The organism is Aliiroseovarius sp. xm-d-517 (genome assembly GCF_013283135.1).
Taxonomy (GTDB): Bacteria; Pseudomonadota; Alphaproteobacteria; order Rhodobacterales; family Rhodobacteraceae; genus Aliiroseovarius; species Aliiroseovarius crassostreae.
Genome location: NZ_WBXT01000001.1, coordinates 1,707,881 through 1,728,723, shown reverse-complemented (window position 1 = coordinate 1,728,723; position 20,843 = coordinate 1,707,881). Strand labels below are relative to the sequence as shown.

Genomic DNA, 20,843 nt, shown 5'->3' with positions numbered 1-20,843 from the left:
ATCCTGTTTGACCTCTGATCAAGACGCATATGACGATGACGGGGCGCAGGCCCATTACGACCGTCGCGGTCTGACATACGCAAATTCATTCAACAACCCGCTGCAGGCGGTGGCCATCCGGGCCATTGAATGGATGACCGGAAAGCTTGCGATCATCCGGATGGTGCGCAAGGTCGAAAAGCAGGGGGTTCCCAAGGGGCAGGCCTTTTGGCGTGCCTGCCTTGACGTGATGGGAATTGATGTTCAGACCCCCATCGAAGAACTCGCGCATATCCCGCTGGATGGGGCGGTTGTGGTGGTTGCCAATCACCCGCACGGGCTGGTGGATGGAATGGTGCTTGCTCAGCTGATTGGGCAACGGCGCGATGATTACCGTATTCTGACCCGGTCGGTTCTGGATGGGATTGACGAAGTCGCGTCGAGCTACATGATCCCGGTGCCCTTTCCCCATGATCCTGAAGCGCAACGCAAGATGGTGGAAATGCGCGCAAAAACAATGGAGTGGCTGAAGGAAGGTGGGCTTGTGACGCTGTTTCCTTCCGGTGTCGTCGCGTCCAGTGACACGCTCTGGGGGCCACCGGTCGAACGGGACTGGAATGTGTTTACCGCCCAGTTGATCCGCCGCTCGGGGGCCAGGGTTGTGCCCATTTATTTCCCCGGTGCCAATTCGCGCTGGTATCAGATCGCCAACCGCCTGTCCCCGACGCTGCGTCAGGGGCTTTTGTTGCGCGAGATTGTCAAAAGTTGCAACAAGCCGCAGCGCCCGGTTGTCGGACCTGTTCTGACCGAGGCGCAGATGGCCATGTTGTCTGAGGATCCGCGCGGCTTCATGTCCTGGTTGCGCGACCATACCCTGAACCTGAAACGCTGACCGGACGCAGGGAAGTTAAGGGAAAAGTCAGACCTTCCCCCTAGTTAGGACGGTAAACTCTCGTTTCGGAGGCCGTCCAGATATGACCGTGTTTGACTTTGGTAACCTGAAAGTTTCGCGTGCCATTTTCCTCGTTCCCGTTGTCCCGTTGCTTGTGGCACTGGCGTTCTCTACCATCCTAGTTCTGGAAAAAGTGAATGAAGCAAGGCAGTTGGACAGACTCAGTCAGCTGATTTCACCAATTGCACTGATCACGCAGGCCGTGCATGAGCAGCAGAAAGAGCGTGGGGCGACATCCGTATTTCTGTCCTCCGGTGGCAAGGAATTCAAACAGGAGCTTGCAGACCAACGCCTAAAGACAGATTCACGCCATGCCGAGCTTCTGACCTTTGTGGCGCAAAGCGATCTCAGCGCAATTGATGCTGCATTCTGGGACCGGCTTTCCGGCTATCAGGTATGGTTTCAGGATATCGCTTCGACACGTGAAAAGGTTGATCAGCTTGCGATCTCCGCCAAATCCGCCATCGCGCTCTACACAAATCTCAACACCGACATGCTGGATCTGGTGCAGCGCGTTTCTTTGATCAGCGATGATAAACGCATTGCGGATGAGACCCTGGCGTTCGTGCATCTTCTCAAAGGAAAGGAAGCCGCGGGGATCGAGCGGGCGGTGGGCTCCGGTGGCTTCGCCGCTGGTCACTTCGATATTGAGCGGGCCGCCCGGTTGAAGGGATTGATCGAAGCGCAAGCCGTCAATTTCGGCAATTTCCGTTTCATGGCCACCCCCGCCGCTCTCGCGGCTTATGAAAAGATGCAGGCGTCCGAGGTGGCTCAAAAAGTGGAGCGGATGCGGAATATCGCCTTGGCGCAGGAAGGCGCAGGAAATCTGGGTGGTTTCACCGGAGGGGATTTCTTTAACCTCCAGACGGAACGTATCAATCAATTGAAAAACATTGAGAATTTGATATCGGATGAGTTGCAGGTTTTGATGGCGCAACAAAAGGGCGCCACAGATCAGCGCCTTATCGTGCTTGTGCTGGCATCGCTTGGCGCAATCGGTCTTGCGCTGATGATATCGGTCTATTTTGCAGGGCAGATCCGCCGAGGTTTCAGTCGGTTGGTCGCAACCGCCCGAGAGCTCGCCGATGGCAATCTCGAGATAGAGTTGCCCCCTGTTCAGGCAAATGAGTTTGGAGAGGTCATGGCCACGTTGGATGTGTTTCGACACAACAGCCTCGAACGTCGCGCTATGGCCATCCGTGAAGCAAAGGAACGCGAAGCACGTATTGAGATGCAGCGTCGCGAGCAGGAGCGAGAAGCGGAACTGGCGCGTCAGGATGCTGAGCGCGAACGCCAAATTGTCCAGGAGCGTGAAGACCAGTTGCAACGTGAAATGCAGGTTGCCGAAGAGATCGCGACCGTTGTCAACGCCTGTGCCTGGGGGAAGTTCGACCAGCGGCTGGATCCTACGCAGATGGAGGGCGCTTTTGCCGAGATTGGGACCGGGCTGAACCGGGTGTGTGATGTAACAGAAAAAGGTCTGAACCAGATCAGCCATGCGCTTGCGGCATTGGCAGAAGGTGACCTGACGTATCAGATGACCGGTGATTACGATGGTGTGTTTGCAGAAATTCAAGCGCAGGTGAACTCGTCCATTAACCGTCTCTCAGCCAGCTTTGCGCGGGTGCGGGACAGTGGAATGGTGATCAGCGGCTCTACTCAGGAAATCGCCGGTGCGACCCAGGACCTCGCCATTCGCACGGAACGTGCTGCGGCAACGCTTGAAGAAACCACCTCTGCCATCAAAACCCTGTCGCAGTCGGTCACAGGCACGGCAGGTCTGGCAGCTGAGGTGAACGCCGCTGCGATGTCAGCCAATGATAAAGTCCGCTCGGGAAATGAGCTGGTGCAGTCAACAGTCTCCGCCATTCGTGAAATTCAAACCTCCTCCGGCGCGATAGGAGCGGCCATCAGGCTGATCGACGACATTACGTTCCAAACCAACCTTCTCGCATTGAATGCAGGTGTCGAAGCCGCCCGTGCAGGTGAAGCTGGCCGGGGATTTGCTGTTGTCGCGTCTGAGGTCCGTGACTTGGCTGCCCGGTCTTCCAGGGCGGCAGGAGAGATTTCCGAACTGGTCAACCGCAGCGAGGAAGAAGTGGACCGTGGTGTGGCAATGGTAGACCGAACCGGTGCTGCGCTTCAGTCCATTGCGGACGCGGTTTCCGACATTGTCGATCGGATCGACGAAATTGCAAAATCAGCGGCGGATCAGTCGGTGAGCATTCAGGAAATCACTGTCGCAGCAGAGCAGCTCGATCAGGTTACGCAGCAGAACGCGGCCATGTTCGAACAGGCGAGTTCCAGTGGTGTGTCACTGCGTATGGAAACTGAAAATCTGGATGGGGTCATTGCCACATTCAGGATTGCGGAGCGTTTTCAGACCCAAAGTGAGGGGCAGAAACCCACCAAAGCCGCGTAACCAGCACATCATCCATCGGGTGGTGATGGGCACGTGCACCTGTGCGTGATCTCCACTTTGAGGGCGGTGGCAGGCTGGGAGATTTCACCAATGATGCGGGGGCCTTTGCACGAAGGATGGCAATTGCTGCACGCTTCTCTCAGCTCCGATACCGGGGGCAGGTGTTGCGTTGGGACATGTGAGATGTTGTCAAAACAAGGATAGCGGTGCGCACTCAATCTGTTCGATACGCCGCTGCGCCACATAGTCATCGTTTGGGCAGGCTGATTTCATAAAGGCTGGTCCGGGGCGCCGGTTTTCCCGAGATGTTTTAATATCTGGTTACCAGTTTAGATCGAATTCTCAGGTTAGCAAAATTTCAAGAGCTTTGGGCGAATCTCCTCCTTGGGTGAAAAAATGGAGTGGGTGAAATGGCCTATCAAAGCCTTGGCGAAGCGTCGCTTGAGTATTTTCCATGCCGTTATGGGGCGTCGAAGATTTTGTTTCGCGGACCGCAGCGTTCGCTGGATGGTGCGTATGTAGCGGCCCTCGGGGGAAGTGAAACTTACGGGAAATTTGTGCAATATCCCTATCCGGACCTTATGGAAGGTCTGTTGGGAATGCCGGTTGTCAATTTTGGATGCATGAATGCAGGGGTCGATGTGTTTGCCCATGATCAGACCATTCTGGACGCCTGCAACCATGCAAAGAGGACGGTTCTTCAGGTGCCCGGTGCGGTGAACCTGTCTAACCGGTTCTATGCTGTCCATCCCCGTCGCAATGACCGCTTCCTGCGCGCATCCAACCTGCTGAAAGCGATTTATCGTGAGGTTGATTTTACCGAGTTCAACTTTACGCGCCATATGCTGCAGACCCTTCAGGAGATTTCTGCAGAAAAATTTGCCATGGTCGAAATGGAGCTGAAGGAAGCATGGGTTGGGCGCATGAAATCGCTGGTGGCACGCATCGAAAGTCCGCTGATCCTGCTGTGGCTTTCTGAACGCGCCATTTCGGAAACCTGCCCACATGGTGTGCTTGGGCCGGACCCGGCAATGGTGGACGAGGACATGATCAACGAGGTGCGCCCCTTTGTGCAGGACATTGTCGAGGTGAAAGTTTCGTCGCAGGATATCACAATTGGGCGTGAGGATCTGGTTTTCCCGGAAATGGACGCGGCGGCTGCGCAGTGCATGCTGGGGGCTGTTGCCCATGACCTTGCCGCTGATGCGCTGGTCAGTTCCATTCGCGCGCATCCCTGACAGGGTATAGCTGTGCATCAAAAAAGGCCCGCCAAGTGGCGGGCCTTTCTATTTGCTTTGAACGCTTGATCAGCCGAGTTTTTCAGTCAGGGCCGGAACCGCTTCGAAGAGGTCAGCCACCAGACCGAAGTCAGCCACCTGGAAGATCGGTGCTTCTTCGTCTTTGTTGATCGCAACGATGATCTTCGAGTCTTTCATACCAGCCAAGTGCTGGATGGCGCCCGAAATACCCACGGCGATGTACAGCTCGGGGGCGACAACCTTACCGGTCTGACCGACCTGCAGGTCGTTGGGAGCATAACCCGAGTCAACGGCTGCGCGCGAGGCGCCAACGGCTGCGTTCAGCTTGTCGGCGAGGGTTTCGATCAGTTTGAAATCCTCTTCCGAGCCAACGCCACGGCCACCGGATACGACAACGCCAGCCGAGGTCAGCTCGGGGCGGTCGCTTTCGGCAACCTTGTCTTCAACCCATTCGGACAGGCCGGGATTATCCGCAGCGGACACGGTTTCGACAGCCGCCGAACCGCCTTCGCCAGCCGCGTCAAAGGTCGAGGTGCGGAAGGTGATGACCTTCTTGGCGTCCGACGATTTCACGGTCTGCATGGCGTTGCCGGCATAGATCGGGCGCACGAAGGTGTCGCCGTCAACCACTTCGGTTGCGTCCGAGATCACCATTACGTCCAGAAGAGCGGCCACGCGGGGCATCACGTTCTTGGCGTCGGTGGTGGCCGGGGCCACGATGTGGTCGTAATCGCCAGCCAGCGATACGATCAGCGCGGCGGTCGATTCGGCCAGGCGGTGACCCAGCGATGCGTCTTCGGCAACCAGCACTTTGGCCACGCCGTCGATCTTGGCGGCGGCTTCACCGGCGGCGGCGGCGGTGCCTCCAGCGGCCAGAACGGTCACATCACCCAGTGCCTTGGCAGCGGTGACGGCCTTGGCGGTGGCGTCCAGCGCCAGTTCGCCATTGTTGACTTCTGCGAGAAGAAGAACAGCCATTATACAGCCCCCGCTTCTTTGAGTTTCTCAACCAGTTCGTCGACCGAACCCACGATGATGCCAGCGGCGCGGGCAGCAGGTTCTTCGGTCTTGACGATTTCCAGACGGGGCGACACGTCAACGCCGTAATCGGCGGCGGTTTTCTCGTCCAGCGGTTTTTTCTTTGCCTTCATGATGTTCGGCAGCGACGCATAGCGCGGCTCGTTCAGGCGCAGATCGACAGTGACGATGGTCGGCATGTTGACCTTGATGGTCTGCAGACCGCCGTCCACTTCGCGGGTCACAACAGCCTTGTCGCCGTCGATGTCCAGCTCGGAGGCAAAGGTGCCTTGCGACCAGCCCAGGAGCGCCGACAGCATCTGGCCGGTGGCGTTCATGTCATTGTCGATGGCCTGTTTGCCGGCAAGAACCAGACCAGGCTGCTCTTCTTCAACAACTTTGGCCAGGATCTTGGCAACGGCCAGCGGCTCGATATCCTGATGCACATCTTCGGCTGCCACAACCAGGATGGCGCGATCCGCCCCCATGGCCAGCGCCGTGCGCAGGGTTTCCTGAGCTTGCTTCACGCCGATCGAAACGACCACAATCTCTTCTGCCTTGCCGGCTTCTTTCAGGCGAATGGCCTCTTCGACGGCGATCTCGTCAAAGGGGTTCATCGACATTTTCACGTTGGCAAGATCGACACCGGTCCCATCCGCTTTTACACGAACTTTCACATTATAGTCGATCACGCGCTTAACAGGTACAAGCACCTTCATTGGCGTGTCTCTCCCAGTTATGCCCCGAAGGGCGGTCATGCTCTCGCGACACGTTTAACGAGTCGTGGCCGTCAAAAACAGCGCAAAATCGTCACGTCTTGTCCCAAGGACGCCGCGTTTTTTGTTTTTGGGGGAGATTCTTTACGAGAATGTTTCGCGACATGCCCCAAATCTTTCATTTATCTTGGTGAGGCAGCATCAAGCAGCTCTGCATCCCGGTCCAATTGGTGCAGGGCGCGGGTCAGGCGTTTCTGATTGAGCCCGGACAGGTGAGGTTTTGCCAGATCAGGGTCTTGATCGTTCAGCCTCAGATAAAATGCCAATGCCACGGCTGCCAGCTCGGGTGAAATATAACCGGCATGAGAGATGCTCCAACCCTGCGCCAAAGGAGATTGAAAGGCCGAGGCGTTGGTGATGCTTTCAATCTTGAAGATCCCAAACCCCGAGGCGATCACAAAAAGATCCGTGACCAGTTCCTCAAGCATCGGTTCGGTTTCCCATTCCGCCCGGGCAGGCTGGGTGAGGATCGCGTAATGTGACAGCTCATGCACCATTGTGGCGATGAACGCCTTGGGGGACGCCAAAAGGTCGGGGTCATAGGTGATCAAGCCACCGGTTTGCGTCATTCGAAACGTGCCGTTGATCGGGCTTGCACCGGGTTGAATGAGGACTGAGTCAGCCACGGCCTGCGGCATCGGTGCGGGCTCCTGCGCCTCCAGTTCGCAGGGCCAGTCATCGCCTAGGCCCATATGGGATTTGATTTCCGCGAAGACAGCAAGCGCAGTGTTGTGGTCATTGCCTTTTGCTGCGGAGAAGAACTTGGACGTGGGCAGAATCAATCTGCGGCTTCGCAACCAGTTGTGATCAAACCGCTGGAAAAACCAGGAAAATTGATCTGCGATCCATTTCGCTTCATGATCTGCGATCAACCGTCGCTTCTTGAAAAACATCTTTTGAAATCACTCGGAAATGAAAGAAGTTACCTGTTTTCCCCCGCCCTGCGGGCCCCGGCTCCACCCGTCCGATCGCCGCAATGTCCACCGGGCACGACGCTGCGTTCAGCGGTTCGCCCCCGGCACCCAGAGCACATCTGCCTTGCCACAGTCATTGGCCATGCGGGCCGCCACAAAGCACCAGTCGGACAGGCGGTTGAGGTATTTCACGGCGACCGGGTTCACGTCTTCGACACTGGCGAGCTCTGTCGCAAGGCGTTCGGCGCGGCGGCTGACCGTGCGGACCATGTGAAGATGGGCGGCGAGGGCGGACCCCCCGGGCAGGATGAAGCTGCGCAAGGGATCGAGTGCCTTGTTCATCACGTCGATCTCCGCCTCCAACCGATCCACCTGCTCTTGCGCCATGCGCAGCGGCGGATATTCGGCCTCGGCGTCTTTGGCCATCTCTGGGCGGCAGAGATCGGCACCAAGATCAAACAGGTCGTTTTGGATGCGGGCAAGGGCGGTGTCCACGTCGCCTCCGGCATGCAGCCGGGCCAAGCCAATCACCGCGTTGGTCTCATCCACTGTGCCATAAGCACTCACGCGCGGATCATGTTTGGCCCGCCGCGTGCCATCCCCCAGCGCGGTCTCACCCTTGTCACCCGTGCGCGTGTATATCTTGTTCAGAACGACCATCAGTTGCCTCCTCTCATCCAGATGAACAGGAGAATAAGCGCAATGGCCACGGCCTGTGCGTAGATCCGGTACCGCATGAAGCGGTTGGAATGCTTTTGTGCCACCTTCCCGCCCGCGCCGAATGTGCCAATACCCATCAGCAGGATGATCAGCACAGCGGCCACAGCAATGACGACAAGGACAAAAAGCGGATCTTCAAACATCTGGATCTCCTGTTGACTGGCAATTGGATAGCGCGCACCTGAGTAAAAAGCGAGGGGGCGTTTGTCGTGTCCCGTCAGGGGCTTCGCCCCTCTTGCCCCGTATGGGGGCAATTCACCCCAGGATATTTCAGGCAAGAGGAAGATGGCAGTTGCTCTTTTCCTCTTGCTGCAAATATCCCGGGGTGAGCCGCGCAGGCGGCGAGGGGCAGCGCCCCTTTCTGTTCAGCCGTTCGGGGTGACCCGGTCAAGCATCCGCGTCGACATCAATCGCCGGGCCGTCCCGGCAATATGGGTGGCGCGGGTCACGTAATAACGTGGGCGGGGACGGGGGTGTTCCAATGCATGGATCAGTTTTTCGGTGACAGCAGAAGGGGGCAGTTCGAACCGGTCAGGCGTGCCGCTGTCATCATAAAGCCGGGTGCGCAATTTGCGATAAAGGCCCGCGCGGGCGCTGTTTTCCCAGTCGATCCAGCGCTCAAACGGGGCTCGGGAATTTTCGCGGATACGGGTTGTGATCGGGCCGGGTTCTATCAGTGCGATATGGATCCCGGTGCCGCGCATTTCCAGCCGCAACGTGTCGGTCAGCCCTTCCAGGGCGAACTTGGTTGAGCTGTAGGCGCCGCGCCAGGGCAGGGCGGTCAGGCCCAGCACCGAGGAGTTGTTGACCACGCGCCCGTGGCCTTGCGCGCGCATCACGGGAAGCGCCAGACGGGTCAGGTGATGGTATCCAAAAACATTGACCTCATAGATTTCGCGCAGGGCGTCGGTCGGCACGTCCTCAACCGCGCCGGGAATGGCATAGGCCCCGTTGTTGAAAAGCGCATCAAGGTGGCCATTCGTGCGGGTCAACACGGCGTCCATTGCCGCCTCGATTGAGGCGGTGCTGGAATAGTCGAGTTGCAGGCTCTCCAGCCCTTCTTCGTTCAGGCGCTCGACATCCTTTTGCTGTCGGCAGGTGGCAAAGACGCGCCAGCCGCGTTTGGCAAGGCAATGCGCCGCGTCATATCCGATGCCCGACGAGCATCCGGTGATAAGCAGGGATTTCTGTGTCATGAGGGAGAGTTGGCAAGGACGGGGGACCCGCGTCAACAGAAAATCAGTTGAATTTTCCGACAAGAGGGACGTCTGGGAGGAGCCCGCCCCCTCCCGGCATGGCGCAACTGGATCAAGGGGACCTGCCGCACATCACGTAACGCGTTGAAAAATTTAAACTCCAACAGCGTTCGTGAGGCAGGTCTTCCAATTTTGGTATCAAAACGTTCCGCCAAAAACCTGAAAGGCCGCTTTGTGGCGGAACGCGCAAAACGCTCGTATGTTGCGCAGCGCCCTACCTTATCCCTGCTTCAGGTATAAGGCGGGACGCTTTAGCGGCTGGCTGACAGGAATTTAGTCGCCATAAAACCGCGCTGGCCGGTCTCGATGACCTTGATCTGGGTCCAGCCCGGGGCCGCGACACCCATGTCCAGCACTTCCATGCCACGTGTCACACGGCCCAGTTTGCCGTGGCGGGTAGAGGGACCGGCACGCAGGTTCACGGCGCTGGCGTTCACGAATTTCGAGGCAGATGTGCCAGAGATCTGCGCGGCAGCGGCAACTTTGACAATTTCAGCCTCAGCCGTTTTTGCCATTTCACGCGCGGCAGCCATCGCCCGGCCGACTTCGCTATCAGGATCCGGAGGGGTGATTTTTGTTTTTGGTTTGACTTTCGTTACCACGGCAGCGGGGACCGGGTCTGCCGCAATTGCTGTCGGGGCAATAAAGGCCGCGGTCTTGAGAGATGCCGAAACCGGCTCGATTGTGATCGCTTCTATGCTTGGCTCAAGGCCCAGACGATCGGCTGGCAGGCCTTCGTCGCGTCCAAAATGCGCCATGGCCAGCCCCAAGGTGCCAACGGTCAAGAAAGTCAGTTTGAAAATACCCATTACATGCCCCCCAACAATTTGGGTGAATTACTACAATGCGCTTTAAAAAAGGTTACGGGGAAAGTATGACGTCATTCCCCTTAAGCAGCTTTACCCTTACCTCAGCACTCGATACACAATCAGTATGACAGATTTGACCGAAAATCACAACGAGAAGAGCCAGTCGATTTCCGAGCCACTGCGCCGGGCCATTGGTGAACGTTACCTTACTTACGCGCTGTCGACGATCATGCACCGCGCGCTGCCGGATGCACGCGATGGGCTGAAACCAGTGCATCGCCGCATCCTTTACGCGATGTCACGTCTGAAGCTGTCCTCTACGGGCAAGTTCCTGAAATCGGCCAAGATTTCAGGGGATACCATGGGGGATTTCCACCCGCATGGCGACGCGGCGATCTATGATGCGATGGCGCGTCTGGCACAGGATTTTGCCGTGCGATATCCGCTGGTCGACGGGCAGGGCAACTTTGGCAATATCGACGGCGACAACCCGGCAGCCAGTCGTTACACCGAGGCGCGGATGACCTTCATCGCCGAGGCAATGTTGCAGGGGCTGGATGAAAACGCGGTTGATTTTCGGGACAATTACGATGGGCGCCTGACCGAGCCGGTGGTGCTGCCGGCAGAGTTTCCGAACCTGCTGGCCAATGGGGCCGCTGGCATCGCCGTGGGCATGGCCACCAATATCCCGCCGCATAATATTTCAGAGCTGATCGACGCCTGCCTGCACATGATCAAGGTGCCGGATGTGCGCGATGATACGCTTTTGAACTACGTTCCGGGCCCGGATTTCCCCACTGGCGGCGTGATTGTCGAGCCGCGCGAAAACATCGCCAACGCCTATCGCACCGGGCGCGGGTCGTTCCGGCTGCGCTGCAAATGGGAGATCGAGGATCTGGGCCGCGGTCAATGGCAGGTCATTGTCACCGAGATCCCCTATCAGGTGCAGAAATCCAAGCTGATCGAAAAGATCGCTGAGGTGATCCAGACCAAGAAAGTGCCGATTCTGGCGGATATTCGTGACGAATCCGCAGATGACATCCGAATCGTTCTGGAACCCAAATCCAAAAACGTGGATCCCGAGCTGCTGATGAACATGATGTTCCGCAATTCGGATCTGGAAACCCGCTTTTCTCTGAATATGAACGTGCTGATTGACGGGGTCACGCCCAAGGTCTGCTCGATGAAAGAGGTGCTGCGCGCCTTTCTCGATCACCGGCGTGACGTGTTGGGGCGGCGGTCGCGCCACCGGATGGCCAAGATCGACCACCGTCTTGAGGTGCTTGAGGGCTTCATCATTGCCTTTCTCAACCTCGACCGCGTGATTGACATCATCCGCTATGACGACGACCCCAAGGCCGCCCTGATGCGCGAGGTCTGGGGGGGCACGTTCCCGCGTGCCATGTCCGAGGCGGATTACGTCCCGCCCGCCCCCGGCGAAGGCGAACTGACCGAGGTGCAGGCCGAGGCGATCCTGAATATGCGCCTGCGCAGCTTGCGCCGTCTGGAAGAGGTTGAGCTGGTCAAGGAACGCGACAAGCTGATGGAAGAGCGCGCGGGGCTTGAGGATCTGCTCGCGTCGGAAGATCTGCAATGGGACAAGATTGCCGAGCAGTTGAAACTGGCGAAAAAGACCTTTGGCAAGGATCACGAAGGGGGTCTGCGGCGCACCCAGTTTGCCGAAGCGGCCGAGGTCGAGGACGTGCCGCTTGAGGCGATGATCGAACGCGAACCGATTACCGTGGTCTGCTCCAAGATGGGGTGGATCCGCGCCATGTCGGGCCATATCGACCTGAAACGTGACCTCAAGTTCAAAGATGGCGACGGGCCGCGTTTCATCTTCCACGCGGAAACCACTGACCGGCTGCTGGTGTTTGATAGCAATGGCAAGTTCTTCACCCTGTCGGCGGCCAACCTGCCCGGTGGGCGTGGCATGGGCGAACCCCTGCGCCTGATGGTGGATCTGCCCAACGAGGCCGAGATTGTTGACCTCTTCATCCACCGCCCGGGTGCCAAGCTGATTGTGGCCTCGAATGAGGGCAACGGCTTTGTGGTCAATGAGGATGATGTTCTGGCCCAGACCCGCACCGGCAAACAGGTGCTGAATGTGGGCGAGGGCCACGCGCAGGTCTGTGTGCCGGTGACCGGGGATCACGTTGCGGTGGTGTCGGAAAACCGCAAGCTTCTGGTCTTCCCTCTGGATGAGCTGAACGAAATGACCCGTGGCAAGGGGGTCCGCCTGCAGAAATACAATTCCGCCCGTGGCAAACAGGGGGTGCTTGAACTGGATGGCGGCCTGTCCGACATCAAGAGCTTTTCCCTTGAAGAGGGTCTGTCCTGGCCCGCCGCGGGGGAACGCACCCGCACCGAAACCGACCTGTCGCCCTGGCTTGGCAAACGGGCAGGGGTGGGCAAAGCCCCGCCACACGGTTTCCCCCGCAACAACAAGTTTGAGTGACCCATGGCGCCCCGTATCTTACCAGTTTCCTACGCGGGGCGCGGTATGCCCCTGTTTTTCCTGGCCCTGAAAACCGGCTTTCTGACCGTGTTGACGCTGGGCATCTATCGCTTTTGGGCACGCACCCGGATCCGGCGCTATTTCTGGAGCGCAATCCGCCCCGGTGGGGTGCCGCTGGAATATGTGGGCGACCCGATTGAAAAGCTGATGGGGTTTTTGGTCGCGGTGGTGATCATGGCGTTTTACATCGGCATCGTGAACCTGCTCCTGATGTATTTCAGCTTCGCGCTGTTTCAGGGCAACGAGGCCGCCTATGCGCTCAGCTTTGTCGGGCTGGTGCCGCTTTACTTCTTTGCCGCCTATCGCGCGCGCCGCTATGTGCTGGCGCGCACCCGCTGGCGCGGGATCCGGTTCGGGATGGACGAAGGCGCCTGGGGCTATTCCTGGCGCGCCATGGTGCATTGGGGGCTGAGCATCGTGACCCTGGGGCTGAGCTTCCCGCTCACCCGCTTATGGTTGGAAAAATACCTCACCCATCGCAGCTTCTTCGGGGATCAGCGGCTTGAACAGGGGGGCGGGCGTTTCCTGCTCTACGGGGCGATGAAACATGTCTATTACCCGGTGATCCTCAGCGTGGTGGCGATTGGTATGGTCGCAGCATTTGACAATCCCTGGTGGTTTACCCTGCTGGCCCTGACCAGCCCATGGGCAATTTATGGCTGGGCCTTCTGGAAAGCTGACAGTTTCCGGCGGCTGATCGAGGCCAAGAAGCTTGGCACCCTGGGCTTTCGCGCCCGACCACGCGCGGGACGCGTTCTCGGGATCTATCTTCTGGGCGGGGTCATCCTGAATATCGTGCTGACCGGGCTGATGGTGATCCTGGCCACGCTGGCCTTCCTGTTTCTTGGTGGGGCCGACCTGATGGACCCGGAGCAGCTGGAACAGTTGGAGAATTTGGGCGCGATGGGGGCCGTCTCCGCACCGCTTCTGATTGGGGCCTATTTCACGATTTTCCTGGTGACCGGTGCCGCCTCACAGGCCATCTTTGCCCTGCCTCTCGCGCGTCACTTCGCCGAAGTGACCGAGTTGATCGACCCCGGCCAGCTGCGCCAGATCCGCCAGCGGGACCGGGATGAATTTGCCGAAGCCGAAGGCTTTGCCGATGCGCTTGATGTGGGGGCCGCGATATGAGTGAGACCCCTATCAACTTCGATGGCTTTGCCGATTTTGCCCATGGTCATCGCGCAGTCCTGACGCGCGTGGGGGTGCGGCGGGCACCGACCGGGCTTGAACTGCACCTGCCGGAAGGCGCCCCCCTGTTCTGGCCCTGGGCCGAGTTGCGCGCCCTGCGGGATCAGGCGGATCGGGACGGGCTTGTTCTGTTTTGCAAAGGGGACATGGTCTCGCGTCTGTTCCTGCGCGATGCAGAGCTTGTCGACCATGTGCGCCGCTCTGCGCCCGCGCTGGGCAGGCGCGCGACAAAACTTCCCCTCGGCAGGCTTGCACTTTGGGCCTCGGGCGCGGTGGCCTCGGTTGCGGCGATCATCTTTGTGCTGGTGCCGCTGATGGCGGCGCAACTGGCCGAAATCCTGCCGCCTGATGGCGAAAAGGCGCTGGGCGACAGCACGCTGGCGCAGATTCGCGAGGTGCTGGGGGAGGCGGATCTTGAGGTGCGCACCTGTCAGGGTCCTGAAGGTCATGCCGCGCTGACCGGTCTGCGGGATCGTCTGCTGCCGGAAGAGGCCTTGCCATACCCGGTGGATATCCATGTGTTCGACCACGATCTGGTCAATGCGTTTGCCCTGCCGGGGGGGCATGTGATTCTGTTCCGTGGCCTGATTGACGAGGCGCGCAATCCAGATGAGGTGACGGCGGTTCTGGCCCATGAAATCGGTCATGTGGTGAACCGGGACCCAACCCGCGATGCGTTGCGGTCGGCCGGGTCGATCGGGGTGCTGGGGCTGCTCTTTGGTGATTTCGCAGGCGGAACAATTGTGCTGTTTATGGCCAACCAGCTGATCAATGCCAGCTATAGCCAGGCGGCAGAAACCGCGGCGGATGAATACGCCCATCAAGTGTTGACGCGCGAAGGGATTTCCCCCGCGGCGCTGGGCAGCTTTTTCGAGCGGTTGAAGGAAGAATATGGGGACGCCGAAGGGTTGATGGCGCATCTGAGTTCCCACCCGCAGCTCGAAAAACGGATCCTGGCGGCGGGGGCTGCGGTCGCGGCGGATACACAATACACCCCCTCCCTGACGCCGGAGGAATGGCGCGGATTGCAGGCGATCTGCCGCGAGGAGGGCACGGATTATGAGCCCTTGAATGAAACGGATGACGAAACGGATGGCGATGCGGATGAAGGGGCAGAGACCCCGGAGCGGGGCATTGAGGAAGCAACCGGTGACGAAGCAACCGGTCGGCAACAGGAGTTCAAGCATAAGTAAGCCTGCGGTAATGCACCTCTTTTTGCCGACGATCCCGTGAAAAAAGGCGGATTGGCTGACACCCTGTCTCAACAGTTTCGGCTTTCAGCACGGATGAATGCAGGGAAGGCTTGATTTTCCGGCCTCAACCAAGTAACGAGCGCGCGATGATGAACCTAAGGGGCTGTTTCGGTCCCTCCAAGTACAAGGCAAGGCGTAATGGCTAAGGAAAAGTTTGAACGCGGTAAACCGCACGTAAACATCGGCACCATTGGTCACGTTGACCACGGCAAGACGACACTGACCGCAGCGATCACCAAGTATTTTGGTGACTTCAAAGCCTACGACCAGATCGACGGCGCGCCGGAAGAGAAAGCCCGCGGGATCACCATTTCGACCGCTCACGTTGAGTATGAGACCGAGAACCGTCACTACGCCCACGTTGACTGCCCGGGTCACGCTGACTACGTGAAGAACATGATCACCGGCGCCGCCCAGATGGACGGTGGTATCCTGGTTGTGAACGCTGCTGACGGCCCGATGCCGCAGACCCGCGAGCACATCCTGCTGGCCCGCCAGGTTGGTGTGCCTGCTCTGGTTGTCTTCATGAACAAAGTTGACCAGGTTGACGACGAAGAGCTGCTTGAGCTGGTTGAAATGGAAGTTCGTGAACTGATGAACGAATACGACTTCCCGGGCGACGACATGCCGATCATCGCGGGTTCCGCGCTGGCCGCCATGGAAGGCCGTGACAACGCAATCGGTGAAGACAAGATCCGTGAGCTGATGGCCGCTGTTGACGAATACATCCCGACCCCGGATCGCCCGGTTGACGGTGACTTCCTGCTGCCGATCGAAGACGTGTTCTCGATCTCGGGCCGTGGTACCGTTGTGACCGGTCGTGTGGAACGTGGCGTGATCAACGTTGGCGACTCGATCGAAATCGTTGGCCTGAAAGACACCCAGACCACAACCTGTACCGGTGTTGAAATGTTCCGCAAACTGCTGGATCGCGGTGAAGCTGGTGACAACGTTGGCGTTCTGCTGCGCGGTATCGACCGTGAGAAAGTTGAGCGTGGTCAGGTTCTGTGTAAGCCGGGTTCGGTTAACCCGCACACCAAGTTCGAAGCTGAGGTCTACATCCTGACCAAAGAAGAAGGCGGCCGTCACACCCCGTTCTTCGCGAACTACCGTCCGCAATTCTACTTCCGCACCACCGACGTGACCGGCACCGTTCAGCTGCCGGAAGGCACCGAAATGGTGATGCCGGGCGACAACCTGAAGTTCAACGTTGAACTGATCGCCCCGATCGCAATGGAAGAAAAACTGCGCTTCGCCATCCGCGAAGGCGGCCGCACCGTTGGTTCCGGCGTTGTGTCGAAAATCGTTGAGTAAGATTAAATTTCCTCGGGAAATTTGATCTGGGCGACAGGTGAACTGACGACGTCAAATCGCCGAAAGCCAATCAACAGATAAGTGGAAAGGGCGCCCCCTGGGGCGCCCTTTTCGCGTTGAGCACAACGGGTTGGGCATCACAGAAGGGCCACCCCTGCCCCCTCGAGGGTAGGGCGTGGCCCGTGCTGCGCATGTGCCGGGGTTGGAAATTGAAGGCTTGTGCCAACATTCCGTGATGTATGCTCCGGTTCCATAGACGGTCTTGTCCGGTTTTTTCATGGACAGTTTCTTTTTCGGCGCGCACCCCCTTGCACCCCCGTTCGACTTGTCGTAATCCAACACCCGGCCTTAGGGGTATAGCTCAGTTGGTAGAGCGACGGTCTCCAAAACCGTAGGTCGCGGGTTCGAACCCTGCTGCCCCTGCCATTTCCCTTCATTGGTGGTGTTTCAACCTGCCTCGCGCTGTGATCTCGCGCTGTGATGCAGGCAATTGCGCCCTCTGTGCACGGGTGGGCTTGAAAATCCCGCACGCTTTGCGTATTTCACCGCCTGACCCTTTAAGTCTGAGAGAAAACATGACCAATCCGCTTCAATTCATCCAGCAAGTGCGCGCTGAGGTTTCCAAGGTTGTCTGGCCGAGCCGCCGTGAGGTGCTGCTGACCACGGCTATGGTCTTTGTGCTGGCCTCGCTGACCGCATTGTTCTTTTCGCTGGTGGATCTGGGGATCCGCAGCGCACTGACCGCTGCTCTGGGCATGTTTAGCTGATCGTTTCGCCGGACCTTTGGTTCTGCGAAACTTCGGGCGCCCCCTTGAATTCCCTTGATTTCACGGGTAGTCCGGGCGCAATAACCGATAGGGGCGTGCGGCGAATCAAGTTGCACGCCGCTTTTTTATTCCCGGTCGTCTGACCCCGCAGGTGAAGGCGGTGACGGGAGGATATGGGCGGTTTCCGCCCCAACGTGATGATATTGAGACGAGGCTGAAATGGCGAAACGCTGGTATTCGGTAAGTGTGCTGTCGAACTTCGAAAAGAAGATCGCCGAACAGATTCGTTCGGAAGTGATCGAGAAGGGTCTCGAGGACCAGATCGACGAAGTGCTGGTGCCGACCGAAGAAGTGATCGAAGTGCGCCGCGGCAAGAAAGTGACCTCGGAACGCCGCTTCATGCCGGGCTATGTTCTGGTTCACATGGAAATGTCGGATGAGGGCTATCACCTGATCAACTCGATCAACCGCGTCACCGGCTTCCTTGGTCCGCAGGGCCGCCCGATGCCGATGCGCGATGCAGAGGTGCAAGGTATCCTGGGACGTGCCGAAGAAGGCAATGCCGAGGCGCCGAAACTGCTGATCAGCTTTGAGGTGGGTGAGAAGGTCAATGTGACCGACGGTCCGTTTGAAGGCTTTGACGGCACTGTCGAAGAGGTGGACGAGGACGGGCAGCGCCTTAAGGTTTCCGTTTCGATCTTTGGCCGCGCCACCCCGGTGGAACTGGAATACACTCAGGTGTCGAAACAGGCCTGATCGGCCAGCGGCGTCTGGCTTGCATCTGGTTTGCACCAGGTTTGTCGTGGGCAGACGAACAAGACTTACGAGGCAGGTGGCGACACCTGCCTTTTTCATTGGGGGGTCGGTAGGGCAGGCTGTGCAGTGCCTGACTTCATTTCCCACCCGGTTTTTCCCGGAATCACTTGCGTCCTGTCCGTGATCGGTGTATCGGCACCCATCGCGTCCCGGATCCCGCATCCGGGCGTGTTCTTTTGCGTGGAAGGGAAAGGGTCGCGGCCCGGCACCGGACCACGGCAATGAAAGGCAAGGGGACGCGTCCCTGAGCTGTTGTTAAAGGAGAAGCCAAATGGCTAAAAAAGTAGCTGGCACCATGAAACTGCAGGTTCCTGCAGGTCAAGCCAACCCGTCGCCGCCCGTCGGCCCCGCGCTGGGTCAGCGCGGCATCAACATCATGGAATTCTGCAAGGCCTTCAACGCGAAGACCCAGGAACTGGATGCAGGCGCCCCGTGCCCGACCGTGATCACCTATTATCAGGACAAGTCCTTCACCATGGACATCAAGACGCCGCCCGCGTCCTATTTCCTGAAAAAAGCTGCCAAGCTGAAATCCGGTGCCAACAACCCGGGTCGTGAGACCGTGGGTTCGGTGACCGCCGCTCAGGTGAAAGAAATCGCCGAAGCGAAAATGAAAGATCTGAACGCGAACGACATCGACGCCGCAATGCAGATCATCCTGGGCTCTGCCCGCTCCATGGGCATCGAGGTGAAGTAAGATGGCGAAACTGGGTAAACGCACCAAAGCCGCTCGCGAAGCATTCGCCGGCAAAGAAAACCTGACCGTGGAAGATGCTGTTGCTCTGGTGAAGGGCAATGCTTCGGCCAAGTTCGACGAAACCGTGGAAATCGCCCTGAACCTGGGCGTTGATACCCGTCACGCAGACCAGATGGTGCGCGGTGTGGTTGGCCTGCCGAACGGCACCGGCAAAACCATGCGCGTTGCTGTCTTCGCCCGTGGCCCGAAAGCTGAAGAAGCTCAGGCCGCTGGGGCAGACATCGTTGGCGCCGAAGACCTCATGGAGTCGATCCAGGGCGGCAACATCGATTTCGATCGCTGCATTGCAACCCCGGACATGATGCCGGTTGTTGGTCGCCTGGGTAAGATCCTCGGCCCGCGCAACCTGATGCCGAACCCCAAGGTTGGCACCGTGACCATGGATGTGAAAGCCGCCGTGGAAGCCGCCAAAGGTGGTGAAGTGCAGTTCAAAGCCGAAAAAGGCGGTGTTGTGCACGCAGGCGTTGGCAAAGTGTCCTTCGACGAAGCCAAGCTGGTTGAAAACGTGCGCGCCTTTGTGGGTGCCGTGCAGAAAGCCAAGCCGACCGGCGCCAAAGGCGCTTACATGAAAAAGGTCGTTCTGACCTCGACCATGGGTCCGAGCGTCACGCTGGACATCGACAACGCAACCGGCAACTAAGGCGAATTCGTAAGAATTCTGCCCCCGGGAAAGCGATTGCCCGCAATCGCGACCGGAAGGCCGGAAAAGATTACGAAAGGGCGTCCCTCGGGGCGCCCTTTTGCTTTGGCCGTAATCTTGTGTTAGGGTTTTCAGGAATGAGAGCAGGGCGGGGGGAATCCCTGCGCCCGATTAGGGGTTGGAAAACCAGCCCGAACCCTCTAAGACACACTTGCAACCCAGCGTGCGATTCGTCGTGCGCTGTTTTGCATTTCGTCCGAGACGGTGGGTGACCCCGGCGGATCAGATGGGGGCGGCCCAGGTTGGCCCCCATGGGATGCGCAAGGATCATAATTCCTGCCTGAGACGGGAAATGGACAAAAGAATTCTCTTGGCTGGCTCAGCCCTGGGGCGATTTTGCGAAGGACCCGTAAAGGACCCGATTGCCGGGTTTTCTCATGAAAATCTGGTGAAATATGAGCCGGGGGGCTTGCCCCCCATACTTGGAGTGAAACTGTGGATAGAGCACAAAAAGAGAAGCTGGTCGACGAACTCGGCCAAATCTTTGAAAGCTCTGGCGTTGTAGTGGTTGCCCACTACACGGGTATGACAGTTGCTGAAATGCAAGACCTGCGTTCGCAAATGCGCGAAGCTGGCGGGTCGGTGCGTGTTGCCAAGAACAGGCTCGCCAAAATCGCTCTGGAAGGTAAGCCGGCCGCTTCGATCGCCGACCTCCTTTCGGGCATGACCGTTCTTGCCTATTCCGAAGATCCTGTGGCTGCTGCCAAGGTGATGGACGCATACGCCAAGACCAACGACAAGTTGGAAATCCTTGGTGGTGCAATGGGCGAGACCGCTCTGGATCTGGCTGGTGTGAAAGCCGTTGCCGCTATGCCGTCGCGTGAAGAGCTTATCGCTTCGATCGTGGGCTGCATTGGCGCACCTGCTTCGAACATCGCTGGGGCCATTGGCGCACCTGCTTCGAACATCGCATCCATTCTCTCGACCATCGAAGAGAAAGCTGCATAAGCAAACTGAAATCCCCGTGTCTGGATACCCCTTACACGTTGGAACACATCTAAATCGAACGGAAACAGTAAAATGGCTGATCTGAAAGCACTCGCCGAAAGCATCGTTGGTCTGACCCTGCTGGAAGCACAAGAACTGAAAACCATCCTCAAAGACGAGTACGGCATCGAGCCGGCTGCTGGTGGCGCTGTTGTTATGGCCGCTGGTGGCGACGCTGGTGGCGCCGCTGAGGAAGAAAAAACCGAATTCGACGTCGTTCTGAAGAACGCCGGCGCTTCGAAAATCAACGTGATCAAAGAAGTTCGCGGCATCACCGGTCTTGGCCTGAAAGAAGCCAAAGAGCTGGTCGAAGCTGGCGGCAAGATCAAAGAAGGCGTGGACAAAGCCGAAGCAGAAGACATCAAAGGCAAGCTGGAAGCAGCTGGCGCCGAAGTCGAACTGGCCTAAGCTTTACGCTTTTAAGGGCGCATATGCC

Annotated in this window: 20 protein-coding genes and 1 tRNA gene; 14 read left to right on the top strand and 7 right to left on the bottom strand. The window is 58.3% G+C overall.

The features are described 5' to 3' along the window. Positions 1-7: 7 nt before the first annotated feature. The 3 genes from XMD517_RS08360 to XMD517_RS08350 all read left to right on the top strand — a co-directional run bounded on the left by XMD517_RS08360 (position 8) and on the right by XMD517_RS08350 (position 4,591). Positions 8-871, top strand: a complete 864-nt coding sequence (locus XMD517_RS08360) for a lysophospholipid acyltransferase family protein (RefSeq protein WP_254449671.1) — start codon at positions 8-10, stop codon at positions 869-871. An 82-nt stretch (positions 872-953) separates the two neighbouring features. Beyond that, entirely contained in the window at positions 954-3,353 is a 2,400-nt protein-coding gene (locus XMD517_RS08355; protein ID WP_173485876.1) for a methyl-accepting chemotaxis protein, read from the top strand. A 410-nt stretch (positions 3,354-3,763) separates the two neighbouring features. Then, positions 3,764-4,591 carry a DUF6473 family protein gene (locus XMD517_RS08350; RefSeq protein WP_173485875.1) on the top strand — a complete coding sequence of 276 codons (828 nt, stop codon included), beginning with the start codon at positions 3,764-3,766 and terminating at the stop codon, positions 4,589-4,591. 69 nt (positions 4,592-4,660) lie between these two features. Here the strand turns inward: XMD517_RS08350 and XMD517_RS08345 are convergent, their stop codons facing one another. The 7 genes from XMD517_RS08345 to XMD517_RS08315 form a co-directional block, all read right to left on the bottom strand. Next, positions 4,661-5,590: an electron transfer flavoprotein subunit alpha/FixB family protein gene (locus tag XMD517_RS08345; RefSeq protein ID WP_173485874.1), complete on the bottom strand. Its 930-nt coding sequence runs from the start codon at positions 5,588-5,590 to the stop codon at positions 4,661-4,663. Continuing rightward, on the bottom strand, positions 5,590-6,348 hold the full coding sequence (locus tag XMD517_RS08340; protein WP_055187837.1) for an electron transfer flavoprotein subunit beta/FixA family protein: 759 nt from the start codon (positions 6,346-6,348) through the stop codon (positions 5,590-5,592). The genes XMD517_RS08345 and XMD517_RS08340 overlap by 1 nt, the downstream gene beginning before the upstream one ends. Before the next feature lie 179 nt (positions 6,349-6,527). Continuing rightward, the gene (locus tag XMD517_RS08335; protein ID WP_173485873.1) at positions 6,528-7,298 is read right to left on the bottom strand and encodes a hypothetical protein; all 771 of its coding nucleotides are present in this window, start codon (positions 7,296-7,298) and stop codon (positions 6,528-6,530) included. A gap of 108 nt (positions 7,299-7,406) precedes the next feature. Next, complete coding sequence (locus XMD517_RS08330; RefSeq protein WP_173485872.1) at positions 7,407-7,979, bottom strand: cob(I)yrinic acid a,c-diamide adenosyltransferase; 573 nt, start codon at positions 7,977-7,979, stop codon at positions 7,407-7,409. Then, on the bottom strand, positions 7,979-8,182 hold the full coding sequence (locus XMD517_RS08325) for a twin transmembrane helix small protein (protein ID WP_055187853.1): 204 nt from the start codon (positions 8,180-8,182) through the stop codon (positions 7,979-7,981). Before XMD517_RS08325 ends, XMD517_RS08330 begins: the two co-directional genes overlap by 1 nt. 222 nt (positions 8,183-8,404) lie before the next feature. After that, the gene (locus XMD517_RS08320) at positions 8,405-9,235 is read right to left on the bottom strand and encodes an SDR family NAD(P)-dependent oxidoreductase (protein ID WP_173485871.1); all 831 of its coding nucleotides are present in this window, start codon (positions 9,233-9,235) and stop codon (positions 8,405-8,407) included. Between the two features lie 311 nt (positions 9,236-9,546). Further along, complete coding sequence (locus XMD517_RS08315) at positions 9,547-10,104, bottom strand: SH3 domain-containing protein (RefSeq protein WP_173487799.1); 558 nt, start codon at positions 10,102-10,104, stop codon at positions 9,547-9,549. Between the two features lie 124 nt (positions 10,105-10,228). Between XMD517_RS08315 and XMD517_RS08310 the strand changes: the two genes are divergently transcribed. The 11 genes from XMD517_RS08310 to rplL all read left to right on the top strand — a co-directional run bounded on the left by XMD517_RS08310 (position 10,229) and on the right by rplL (position 20,815). After that, positions 10,229-12,562, top strand: a complete 2,334-nt coding sequence (locus XMD517_RS08310) for a DNA topoisomerase IV subunit A (RefSeq protein ID WP_173485869.1) — start codon at positions 10,229-10,231, stop codon at positions 12,560-12,562. 3 nt (positions 12,563-12,565) lie between these two features. Next, the gene (locus XMD517_RS08305; protein ID WP_176031283.1) at positions 12,566-13,753 is read left to right on the top strand and encodes a DUF898 family protein; all 1,188 of its coding nucleotides are present in this window, start codon (positions 12,566-12,568) and stop codon (positions 13,751-13,753) included. Continuing rightward, complete coding sequence (locus tag XMD517_RS08300; RefSeq protein WP_173485867.1) at positions 13,750-15,006, top strand: M48 family metallopeptidase; 1,257 nt, start codon at positions 13,750-13,752, stop codon at positions 15,004-15,006. The genes XMD517_RS08305 and XMD517_RS08300 overlap by 4 nt, the downstream gene beginning before the upstream one ends. Positions 15,007-15,204: 198 nt before the next feature. Further along, positions 15,205-16,380: an elongation factor Tu gene (tuf, locus tag XMD517_RS08295; RefSeq protein WP_173485861.1), complete on the top strand. Its 1,176-nt coding sequence runs from the start codon at positions 15,205-15,207 to the stop codon at positions 16,378-16,380. A 350-nt stretch (positions 16,381-16,730) separates the two neighbouring features. Continuing rightward, a tRNA-Trp gene (locus XMD517_RS08290) sits at positions 16,731-16,806 on the top strand. 149 nt (positions 16,807-16,955) lie between these two features. Next, complete coding sequence (gene secE, locus XMD517_RS08285; RefSeq protein WP_173485866.1) at positions 16,956-17,147, top strand: preprotein translocase subunit SecE; 192 nt, start codon at positions 16,956-16,958, stop codon at positions 17,145-17,147. A 219-nt stretch (positions 17,148-17,366) separates the two neighbouring features. Next, positions 17,367-17,903 carry a transcription termination/antitermination protein NusG gene (gene nusG / locus XMD517_RS08280; protein ID WP_055187874.1) on the top strand — a complete coding sequence of 179 codons (537 nt, stop codon included), beginning with the start codon at positions 17,367-17,369 and terminating at the stop codon, positions 17,901-17,903. A gap of 331 nt (positions 17,904-18,234) precedes the next feature. Next, positions 18,235-18,660, top strand: a complete 426-nt coding sequence (rplK, locus tag XMD517_RS08275) for a 50S ribosomal protein L11 (protein WP_173485865.1) — start codon at positions 18,235-18,237, stop codon at positions 18,658-18,660. A 1-nt stretch (position 18,661) separates the two neighbouring features. Further along, positions 18,662-19,360: a 50S ribosomal protein L1 gene (gene rplA, locus XMD517_RS08270; protein WP_173485864.1), complete on the top strand. Its 699-nt coding sequence runs from the start codon at positions 18,662-18,664 to the stop codon at positions 19,358-19,360. A 495-nt stretch (positions 19,361-19,855) separates the two neighbouring features. Further along, entirely contained in the window at positions 19,856-20,368 is a 513-nt protein-coding gene (gene rplJ / locus XMD517_RS08265; protein ID WP_055187884.1) for a 50S ribosomal protein L10, read from the top strand. 72 nt (positions 20,369-20,440) lie between these two features. Further along, complete coding sequence (gene rplL / locus XMD517_RS08260; protein WP_008559766.1) at positions 20,441-20,815, top strand: 50S ribosomal protein L7/L12; 375 nt, start codon at positions 20,441-20,443, stop codon at positions 20,813-20,815. The last annotated feature ends 28 nt before the right edge of the window (positions 20,816-20,843 follow it).